This window comes from Porcipelethomonas sp. (genome assembly GCF_051893655.1).
GTDB lineage: Bacteria > Bacillota > Clostridia > Oscillospirales > Ruminococcaceae > Porcipelethomonas.
This window is the reverse complement of sequence record NZ_JBJFHN010000094.1, coordinates 1-9,852: the sequence shown is the minus strand read 5'-3', so window position 1 is coordinate 9,852 and position 9,852 is coordinate 1. Positions and strand designations below refer to the sequence as shown.

Annotated in this window: 11 protein-coding genes; all 11 read left to right on the top strand. The window is 36.9% G+C overall.

Features of this window, described 5'->3' with window-relative positions:
- Positions 1 to 1,534: SF1B family DNA helicase RecD2 (recD2, locus tag ACI4WO_RS05515; RefSeq protein WP_439806564.1), on the top strand; the 1,534-nt coding region annotated here is incomplete at its 5' end.
- Positions 1,527 to 2,216: a ComF family protein gene (locus ACI4WO_RS05510; RefSeq protein ID WP_439806563.1), complete on the top strand. Its 690-nt coding sequence runs from the start codon at positions 1,527 to 1,529 to the stop codon at positions 2,214 to 2,216. The genes recD2 and ACI4WO_RS05510, both read left to right, overlap by 8 nt.
- A gap of 3 nt (positions 2,217 to 2,219) precedes the next feature.
- Complete coding sequence (locus ACI4WO_RS05505; RefSeq protein WP_439806562.1) at positions 2,220 to 3,236, top strand: rod shape-determining protein; 1,017 nt, start codon at positions 2,220 to 2,222, stop codon at positions 3,234 to 3,236.
- A 15-nt stretch (positions 3,237 to 3,251) separates the two neighbouring features.
- Positions 3,252 to 4,844, top strand: a complete 1,593-nt coding sequence (locus tag ACI4WO_RS05500; protein WP_439806561.1) for a leucine-rich repeat protein — start codon at positions 3,252 to 3,254, stop codon at positions 4,842 to 4,844.
- A 133-nt stretch (positions 4,845 to 4,977) separates the two neighbouring features.
- The gene (gene rplU / locus ACI4WO_RS05495; RefSeq protein WP_439806560.1) at positions 4,978 to 5,289 is read left to right on the top strand and encodes a 50S ribosomal protein L21; all 312 of its coding nucleotides are present in this window, start codon (positions 4,978 to 4,980) and stop codon (positions 5,287 to 5,289) included.
- 3 nt (positions 5,290 to 5,292) lie between these two features.
- Positions 5,293 to 5,610, top strand: coding sequence for a ribosomal-processing cysteine protease Prp (locus ACI4WO_RS05490; RefSeq protein WP_439806559.1), 318 nt, complete (start codon positions 5,293 to 5,295; stop codon positions 5,608 to 5,610).
- A gap of 3 nt (positions 5,611 to 5,613) precedes the next feature.
- A complete protein-coding gene (gene rpmA, locus ACI4WO_RS05485; RefSeq protein WP_177497201.1) occupies positions 5,614 to 5,895 on the top strand; it encodes a 50S ribosomal protein L27 in 282 nt (93 codons plus the stop codon).
- 100 nt (positions 5,896 to 5,995) lie between these two features.
- Positions 5,996 to 7,273 carry a GTPase ObgE gene (obgE, locus tag ACI4WO_RS05480; RefSeq protein WP_439806558.1) on the top strand — a complete coding sequence of 426 codons (1,278 nt, stop codon included), beginning with the start codon at positions 5,996 to 5,998 and terminating at the stop codon, positions 7,271 to 7,273.
- A 4-nt stretch (positions 7,274 to 7,277) separates the two neighbouring features.
- The gene (locus ACI4WO_RS05475) at positions 7,278 to 7,685 is read left to right on the top strand and encodes a Mini-ribonuclease 3 (RefSeq protein WP_439806557.1); all 408 of its coding nucleotides are present in this window, start codon (positions 7,278 to 7,280) and stop codon (positions 7,683 to 7,685) included.
- A 25-nt stretch (positions 7,686 to 7,710) separates the two neighbouring features.
- Positions 7,711 to 8,442: a YebC/PmpR family DNA-binding transcriptional regulator gene (locus tag ACI4WO_RS05470; protein ID WP_439806556.1), complete on the top strand. Its 732-nt coding sequence runs from the start codon at positions 7,711 to 7,713 to the stop codon at positions 8,440 to 8,442.
- A 292-nt stretch (positions 8,443 to 8,734) separates the two neighbouring features.
- A partial coding sequence (locus ACI4WO_RS05465) for an MBOAT family O-acyltransferase (protein WP_439806555.1) occupies positions 8,735 to 9,852 on the top strand: 1,118 nt, incomplete at its 3' end.

Below are 9,852 nucleotides of genomic sequence, written 5' to 3'. Positions count from 1 at the left end.
CAATGCCGGTCATTCCTGTATCCCTATTGATTCATTTGAGAAACTGGCATGCAGATACTTAAACATCGGGCAGTCGGATTTCTATGATGTATATAATGAACTGATTGACGAACAGAAAATTTTTGAATACATAAAAAATGACAGGGGTTTTGTATATCTGGATGATTATTATTATGCTGAAAGCTATATTGCCGGACGTATCGGAGTTATGCAGGCGTTTTCGAGTCCTGATGATTATGATTACGAAAAGCTTATTGATATAGAAGAGGAGCAGAATAATATACATTATGAAACTCTTCAGAGAAAGGCAATAACAACAGCTCTGTCACGAGGTATTATGATTCTTACCGGCGGACCGGGTACAGGTAAAACTACCACTCTTAACGCTATAATTTCACTTTATGAAAAAAAAGGCGAATCTGTTATGCTTGCTGCCCCCACAGGCAGAGCTGCAAAGCGTATGTCTGACCTTACCGGAAGAGAAGCCAGGACTATACACCGTCTTCTTGAGGTAGAGTTTGACGCCGGAGGAAAGCTTAAATTCAAGCATGATGAAAGTGATCCGCTTGAATGTGATGTTGTAGTTGTAGATGAGATGTCAATGGTAGATGTGCTTTTGTTTGAAAGCTTTTTAAGAGCTTTAAAACTTAACTGCCGTCTTGTTATGGTAGGCGACGGAGATCAGCTTCCATCTGTAGGAGCAGGAAATCTGCTTAAAAGTCTTATTGACAGCAAGTGTATCCCGGTAATAGAGCTTAAGGAAATTTTCCGTCAGGCAGAAAAAAGCTGTATAGTTACAAACGCACACAAAATTGTACGGGGCGAAATGCCTGACCTGACACAGAAGAACAACGATTTCTTTTTCTTCAGGCGTTCTCAGCCGGAGCTTGCAATAAATCTTCTTATAGATCTTGCAAAAACACGTCTTCCTAAAGCTTATAATTATTCTCCTGTGGATGATATTCAGATTATTTCACCCTCCAGAAAGGGCGTTACGGGAGTTATTGAGCTTAACAAGGCACTTCAGGCAAGTCTTAATCCTCCGGATACTATGAAAAAGGAAGTCAAGTCTGTTATTTATACTTTCCGTGAGGGAGATAAAATAATGCAGACCAAAAATAATTATGACATAGTATGGTCAAAGGACGGCGAACAGGGAGCAGGTATTTACAACGGTGATATAGGAAAAATTCTGAGTATTAACAGACAGCGCATGGAGGCAGTTGTATCATTTGACGGAAGAATTGCTGTATACACTTTTGAAATGCTTAACCAGCTGGAACTTGCCTATGCGATTACAGTTCATAAGAGCCAGGGCAGTGAGTTTGAAGCAGTAATTATGCCGCTTATGGGAGGATTTGAAAAGCTGTTTTACAGAAATCTTCTTTATACGGCAGTGACAAGAGCCAAAAAACTCCTTATTATAATAGGTTCAGAGGAGGTAGTGGCAAAGATGGTCTCAAACAACAAACGTACAAACAGGTACACCTGTCTTACGGCTATGCTAAAAGATGAGATGAAGTCTCATGAATAAAATAAAGAGCTTTATTCTGGATCTGATTTTTCCGAACAGATGTCCTATTTGCAGTGAATTTATAAGCTTTGACAGTAATATATGTCAGAAATGCAAAGAAAGTCTGGATAAATTCACAGCGGACGGAATATGTCCGGTATGCGGAAAGCTTGAATGTATATGCTCTGAAAATATTTATTATGACAGAGCCGCAGTCTGCTTTTTCTATGAAAATGAAGTCAGAACAGGAATATTGTCCTTAAAGGACGGTCATAAGGAATTCGGTAATTTCCTTGGAAATATGCTTGCTCAAAAAATATCTGCTGACATTATCATGCAGAATGCAGATTTTATTATTCCCGTTCCCATGTCAAAGGAAGGATTAAGGGAGAGGGGATATAATCAGGCGGAAGTTATAGCGAAAGAAATTTCGGATAAAACCGGAATTGACATAAAAAATGACATTTTATATAAGAATAGTTCTGAGGTTCAGCATAGTCTGAATATTGAACAGCGACATAAAAACGTTTCGGCGTTTTGTATAAACAATGTAACTCTTACCGGGAAACGTATTATTTTATGCGATGATGTTATTACTACCGGAAGTACTGTCAACAAGTGTGCACAGCTTTTGAAGAGCAGGGGAGCTGACAGTGTTTATGCAGCCGCAGGAGCAACAACAAAACTTAAAAAGGAAGGTTAAAAAATGGCACAGGATATCGGAATTGATTTAGGTACAGCAAATATTGTAATGGCGGTTAACGGCAAGGGAGTAGTTTTAAATGAGCCATCTGTTATTGCAGTAAACAAGAGGACAAATAAAATTCTTGCGGTAGGCAAAAAGGCGTATCGTATGGTGGGAAAATCCCCGGATTACATATCGGTTATAAGACCGCTTTCCTGCGGTGTTATTTCAGATGATGAAATGACTCAATGCCTTATTCGTGAATTTGTAAGAAAGGCAAGCGGTTACAGACTGGTAAAACCCAGGATTGTCATCTGCGTTCCGTCGTTTATTACAGATGTTGAAAGCAGGGCTGTTGTTGAAGCGGCAATGAATGCAGGCTCAAGAAAGGTTTATCTTATTCAGGAGCCTATTGCGGCAATGCTGGGAGCAGGAATAAATATGTCTAAGGCAAGGGGACATCTTGTTGTGGATATCGGCGGAGGAACTACAGATGTTGCTGTGGTTTCCATGAATGGTGTTGTTACATCACGTTCAATAAAGGTTGCCGGAAATATGATTGATCAGGCAATTATAAGATATGTTCAGAAAAGACATAAGCTTCTTATAGGTGACAGAACTGCGGAAACCATTAAAAAAGAACTTACAAATCTTTATGATCCGAATGATGATGTAAGAATGAATATCGGCGGACGCAATCTTCTTAAAGGATTGCCAGAAATGATAAATATAAGTGAGCTTGAAGTATTTGACGCTATTGAAGACGAGGTATTTGAAATTGTGGATACAATAAGAAATCTTCTGGAGGATACTCCGCCGGAGCTTGTTGGTGATATATATGAAAATGGTATAATTCTCACAGGCGGCGGAGCTTTGCTCGGCGGTATCGACAAGCTTATAAACAGAACTCTGGGCGTGAAATGCAATATAGCTAAAGACCCTATGGGATGCGTTGCAAGGGGAACAGTTCAGGCGTTCAAGCGTCTTGACAGCCTGCTTGACGGATTTGAAAATGTGGCTTTGTATCAGTATAAGTAAAAAGGAGAGAATACTATGAGATTTAATAAGAAACTTTTATGTATGGTGACATCGGCAATGCTTTGTGTTAGTGCTTTTGTGGGAACACCAAATCTGAACGTTAATGCGTATAATAATTATTATTATGACGAAAATGACAATATTATTGAATATGAGGAAATAGATAACAATAATGTTGCAATAATAGGATTTGAAATATCATCACCGAAGCTTACAATACCGGGAGATATATACGGCAAATATATTGTTAGTATTGAAGATTATACTTATGATTTAAGAGACAGCAGTATTCTTGCTGAAATTAATTCTGAATATTCAGAATATGAAAGTATAGACGGTGTACTTTTCGATAGAACCGGTACTGTAATGGAAGTATATCCTAGGGCAAAAACAGATATTTCCTATGAAATTCCTGATGGCGTAACAAATGCATGTGCTTTTTATTATCCGATCTATCTGGAGGAAATTGTAGTTCCGGCAAGTGTTACAAATTTATCTACTTTCAGCTGTCAGAAGCTTAAAAATATTATTGTTTCTGAGGATAATGAAAATTATAGCAGTGAAGACGGAGTATTGTTTAATAAAGATAAGACAACACTTATTAAATATCCTCAGGGAAATGAAAGAACAGATTATTCTATACCGGACGGCGTAGAAAGAATCGAAAGCACTGCATTCAGCGGCTGTGAAAATCTTCAGAATATTACAATACCGGAAAGTGTAACTTCAATTGGTGAAAATGCATTTTATAACTGCGGTGCTGTTGAAACAAAGAATGGAATAAACTACGTTGATTGCTGGGCAGTTGGTCTGGAGGATGATTTGTCATCAGATACATCATCATATATCAATATTGATTTTAATATTAATATTGCTGATGGAACAGTTGGAATAGCAGACCGTTTTTTTGACGTTGATTATGGGTATAATAGTGTTTATGTTGATATAACGCTGCCTGATAGTATCAAATATATAGGTGATAATTCATTTTGCATATACTCATGTGTAGGATGTTCTCTTGATGTGACAATTGAGAGCCGTGATTGTGTTTTTCATGACGATAAATCAATATATGCATATTACGAAGATATTACTGAACCAGAAGGTCCTGATTATGAATATAAATCAGGAAACAAGGAAACGATTTATGGTTATACAGGTTCAACAGCCTATGCTTTTGCTGAACAATATGGCAAAAACTTTGTAGCACTGGATAAGGAACCTGAAACAACTACTCCGGCAGTTACAACAGCAGTAACAACTACGGAAACAACAGTAACAACAGCATCAACAAAAGCAACGGAGAAAACATCTGATTCTACTACATCATCGGCAGTTTCCACAACTGTACAGACAACTGCTTGTGTAACAACTTCTGTAAGTGATACAACAAGTGACAATGAACTTCCGATTATTCCGGTTTCTGTAGACGGTGATGCTAACGGTGACGGCAAAATGAATGTCAGAGATGCCGCATTTATCGCTCAGAAACTCGCTAAAGGACTTGTCTCAGAGCTGCCATCATGTGCTGACTATAATGGCGACGGAGTTATAAATGTAAGGGACGCTGCGGCAATTGCAAGAGAACTTGCAAATTCTCATAAATAATTCAATAAAAAACTCTTGACATATTTGTAAAAATGTGATAAAATAATTTTCAGCCGCATGTGTACGGTTTTGAAGCTGTGCTTTTACAGCACCGTAACGCAGCGAGTTTTATAGAAAAGGCAGGTGCCGGAAAATGTACGCAGTTATTGAAACAGGCGGTAAGCAGTATCAGGTAAAAGAGGGAGATACTCTTTTTATTGAAAAGCTTAACGCAGAAGCTGACCAGACAGTTAATTTCGACAAGGTAGTTGCAGTAGGAACAGACAATGGTCTGACAGTTGGTGCTCCTTATGTTGAAAACGCTGTGGTTGAAGCTAAGGTTTTGAAAAACGGCAAGGCTAAGAAAATTACTGTTTTTACTTATAAGCCAAAGAAGGGTGAAAAGAAAAAGCAGGGTCACAGACAGCCTTACACACAGGTAAAAATCGAAGCTATCAAGGCATAATTTATGATTATTGCTGAATTTTTTAAGAAAAACGGCAATATAACCGGTTTTAAAGTAACAGGACATGCCGGATATGATGACAAGGGCAGAGATATAGTCTGTGCAAGCGTATCATCGGCTGTTATGCTTACAGCAAACCTTATAACAGAAATGTTCGGATATAAGGCTGATGTTTCTGCTTATGAGGATACAGTTGCTTTAAAAACTGATTTTCCCGGAGATGAAAATCTCATCAGGCTCTATAAAGGTCTTGAATTGCAGATAAGGGAAATTTCACGGGAATTTAACGGAACAATAAAGATGAAATTTACGGAGGTGTAAGACATGCTTAAGATCAGTATGCAGTTCTTTGCTCATAAAAAAGGTTCAGGTTCTACAAAGAACGGTCGTGATTCAGAATCTAAGAGACTTGGTGTTAAGAGAGCAGACGGTCAGTTTGTAGTTGCTGGAAATATTTTAGTTCGCCAGAGAGGTACACATATTCATCCGGGTGAGGGTGTAGGTATCGGTTCTGATGATACATTATTTGCTAAGGTTGACGGCAGAGTAAAGTTTGAACGTGTTGGACGTGACCGTAAAAAGGTAAGCGTTTACGCAGAACAGTAATCAGTTGACTTCGGTTAATTTAAAATCCCGGGCTTGTTGGCTTGGGATTTTGTTTTATAAGACTTAAGCAATATAGATTCCGGAATGTATGAGGTGGAAAATGTTTGTTGATAAGGCAAAAATAAAAATTAAAGCAGGAAACGGCGGAGACGGTGCAATCTCATTTCACAGAGAAAAGTATGTTGCAGCCGGCGGACCTGACGGCGGTAACGGCGGAAAAGGCGGAGATGTAATTTTTGTTGCAGATGATAATTTTTCATCTCTTATTGATTTCAGATATAAAAGAAAATATGTTGCTGAAAACGGTCAGAACGGCGGTGCTAAACGGTGTACCGGAAAAAGTGCTCCGGATCTTATTATAAAAGTTCCGAGAGGGACGATTATCAGAAATGCAGATACCGGACGTATTATGGCGGATATTTCTACCGACGAGCCTCAGGTTCTTGCAAGGGGAGGAAACGGAGGAAGAGGAAACTGCAATTTTGCTACTTCAACTCGTCAGATTCCAAGGTTTGCAAAACCCGGATATCCCGGCGAGGAGTTTGATATCAGTCTGGAATTAAAGCTTATTGCAGATGTTGGTCTTGTGGGATTTCCAAATGTAGGAAAATCTACACTGATCTCCGCTGTCAGTGCTGCAAAGCCAAAAATTGCAAATTATCACTTTACAACACTTACTCCTGTACTTGGAGTAGTAAAAGTAAATGAAGAAAAATCATTTGTAATGGCGGATATTCCCGGACTTATTGAAGGCGCCAGTGACGGAGTTGGTCTGGGACATGAATTTTTAAGACATGTTGAAAGATGCAGACTTATTGTACATGTGCTGGATGTTTCCGGTACTGAGGGAAGAGATCCTATTGAGGATTTTGATATAATTAATGCTGAACTTCAAAATTTCAGTGAGGATCTTGCAAAGTGTCCTCAGATTGTTGCTGCAAATAAATGCGATATGGCTGATGAAGAACAGATAAATCGTCTTAAAAATTTTATTGAAGAAAAAGGTATGAAATTTTTTGTGATTTCTGCGGCTACAACTCATGGTACAAAGGAACTCATAAACGCTGTCGCAGGGGAACTTGAAAAACTGCCGCCGGTTAGAGAATATAAGCCTGAACCTATTACTCAGGAAGAAATTGAAGAAAAGGCATTGTCAAATACCAAATTTGAAATTGAAAAGGAAGGCAATATCTATTTTGTTGATGCAAAATGGCTTGATCCGATAATGCGTACAATAAATATGGATGATTATTCTTCTCTTCAGTATTTTCAGCAGGTCCTTCGCAAAAGCGGAATTATAGACAAGCTGGAAAGTATGGGTATTAATGAAGGCGATACCGTTAATATTATGGGATTTGAATTTGATTATGTCAGGTAGTATAATGAACAGACAGTTAACTGAAAAAGAAGTAAATTTATATAGTCCTCTTGCATTGGCATTTCTGGGAGACAGTGTTTATGAACTGCTGGTACGCAGGGAAATTCTTTTAGCAGCAAATCTCCCTGCTGCCAAGCTTCATTCTCTTAAGATTTCCAGAGTATGTGCATCTTATCAGGCAGCAGCTCTTGAGAAAATAATGCCTGTTCTTGATGAAAAGGAAATGGCAATCGTTAAAAGAGGACGCAATGCAACAGGAAATACAGTACCCAAACATGCAAGTGCTGCTGATTACAGAAAAGCTACGGCTTTGGAATGCTTATTCGGGTATCTTCATCTTCTGGAAAGACATGACCGTATTAATGAGCTTTTCCGGATAATATGGGAAATGGAAGAATTTGTTATATCGTAAAATTTATTTAGGAGTGTGACCTATAATGTCAGGACATTCAAAATGGAATAATATAAAAAGAAAAAAGGAAGCTACTGATGCTGCCAAAGGTAAAATTTTCACAAAAATCGGACGTGAAATTACTGTCTGCGTAAAGGAAGGCGGTCCTGATCCTAACAGCAATTCAAAGCTTCGTGATCTGATTGCAAAGGCAAAATCAAATAATGTGCCTAATGACAATATTGAAAGAGTCATAAAAAAAGCTGCCGGCGGCGGTGATAAAAATAACTATGAAACTATGGTTTATGAGGGATATGGCCCTAATGGAGTAGCTGTAATTGTAGAGTGTCTTACAGATAATAAAAACAGAACAGCCGGAGATGTTCGTCATTATTTTGATAAATTCGGCGGAAATCTTGGTACAAGCGGATGCGTTTCATTTATGTTTTCAAAAAAAGGTATTGTGATAGTTGAAAACAATGGTGTGGATGAAGATACTATTATGGAAGACGCATTTGAATTTGGTGCTGATGATATGACAGTTGAAGATGAGGTTATTGAACTTTCATGTGAACCTTCTGACCTTAGTGCACTCAGAGAGGGACTGACTTCAAAGGGTTATAAGGTTGTATCAGCTGAAATTGATCAGATTCCTTCTACATATACGACATTGACAGATGAGGATCAGATAAAGAAAATGAATCTTTTGCTTGAACATCTTGAGGATAACGATGATGTTCAGAATGTTTATCATAACTGGGAAAACGCAGATGAATAATATTGAAGCGGACTTTATGTCCGCTTTTATTTTTATTATAATCATGTGCGTAATGAACTTATTTTATTGTAAATTGTGTCGAAATTTGTTGAAACTGTAAAAATTTATTTGTACTGTTGCAAGGGTAGTTTTTATGCTGTATAATATAAATGGTTATATTTTTTATGATTTAAAAAAAAAATATAATAAAATATATTAACAATTTTATCGCTTTGATTTGTTTGATTTGTTTGATTTATACTAATATTTTAAAAAAAACTATACTTAAATTAACAAAATAATGGAGTAGATTATGGTATTTTCAAGTCTCTTTTTTCTTTACCTTTTTTTACCTGTATGCGTAATAGTTTATGCTGCCGCTAAAAATATAAGAAACAGAAATATTGTCCTTTTGATTTTTTCTTTGTTTTTTTATGCCTGGGGAGAACCTTTATGTGTATTTCTTCTTGTAATAAGTGCGGCAGTAAATTATTTATTAGGTCTTTTTATTGATAAATATAAAAATAAACCTGGAGCAAAGGCATCATTGATAGTTGCTTTGATTTTTGATGTCCTTATACTTGTAATATTTAAATATAGTGGATTTATAGTAGAAAATATTAATGCTATAACACATTTGCACATACCTGTACCTGAAATTCGGCTTCCTATTGGTATAAGCTTTTTTACATTTCAAATGATTTCCTATATAATAGATTGTTATTGGGAAAATGTTGATGTTCAGAAAAGCTTTCCAAAATTTTTAATGTATGTTTCACTTTTTCCGCAGCTGGTTGCAGGTCCGATTGTCAGATACAGTACTATAGAATCTGAAATTGACTCAAGAAAAACTACATTAGATGACTTGTATAACGGATTTTCACGCCTGGCAATTGGTCTTGCAAAAAAAGTTATAATTGCCAATAATCTCAGTACAGTTGTTGATTCATTGTTCGGCGGAGATATGAAAAATGTTTCTATTGCCGGTACATGGCTGGGAGCAGCTTTATATGCTTTACAGATATATTATGATTTTTCAGGTTATTCGGATATGGCTATTGGAATGGGCAGAATTTTCGGATTTCATTTTAATGAAAATTTTAATTATCCGTTTATTTGCAAGGATGTTTCTGAATTCTGGCAGAGATGGCACATTTCTTTAAGTACTTTTTTCCGTGATTATTTACTGTATGTTCCGATTTTCGGTAAAAGGAGAAAATATGGTGGTTTATTTCTTGTCTGGTTCTGTACTGGTTTGTGGCATGGTGCAAGCTGGAATTATATAATCTGGGGATTGTATTTCGGACTGTTTATTTTTTTAGAAACCCTTGTGGGCAAAAAGAAAATGAAGAAAATACCACTTGTATTAAGACATATATATAATAAAATAATTATAATATTAGGCTTTGGTATTTTTTATTTTGAGGATTT

Coding starts and splice junctions, on each gene's coding strand:
- ACI4WO_RS05510 (WP_439806563.1), top strand. CDS start 1,527: ATGAATAAAATAAAGAGCTTTATTCTGGATCTGATTTTTCCGAACAGA.
- ACI4WO_RS05505 (WP_439806562.1), top strand. CDS start 2,220: ATGGCACAGGATATCGGAATTGATTTAGGTACAGCAAATATTGTAATG.
- ACI4WO_RS05500 (WP_439806561.1), top strand. CDS start 3,252: ATGAGATTTAATAAGAAACTTTTATGTATGGTGACATCGGCAATGCTT.
- rplU (WP_439806560.1), top strand. CDS start 4,978: ATGTACGCAGTTATTGAAACAGGCGGTAAGCAGTATCAGGTAAAAGAG.
- ACI4WO_RS05490 (WP_439806559.1), top strand. CDS start 5,293: ATGATTATTGCTGAATTTTTTAAGAAAAACGGCAATATAACCGGTTTT.
- rpmA (WP_177497201.1), top strand. CDS start 5,614: ATGCTTAAGATCAGTATGCAGTTCTTTGCTCATAAAAAAGGTTCAGGT.
- obgE (WP_439806558.1), top strand. CDS start 5,996: ATGTTTGTTGATAAGGCAAAAATAAAAATTAAAGCAGGAAACGGCGGA.
- ACI4WO_RS05475 (WP_439806557.1), top strand. CDS start 7,278: ATGAACAGACAGTTAACTGAAAAAGAAGTAAATTTATATAGTCCTCTT.
- ACI4WO_RS05470 (WP_439806556.1), top strand. CDS start 7,711: ATGTCAGGACATTCAAAATGGAATAATATAAAAAGAAAAAAGGAAGCT.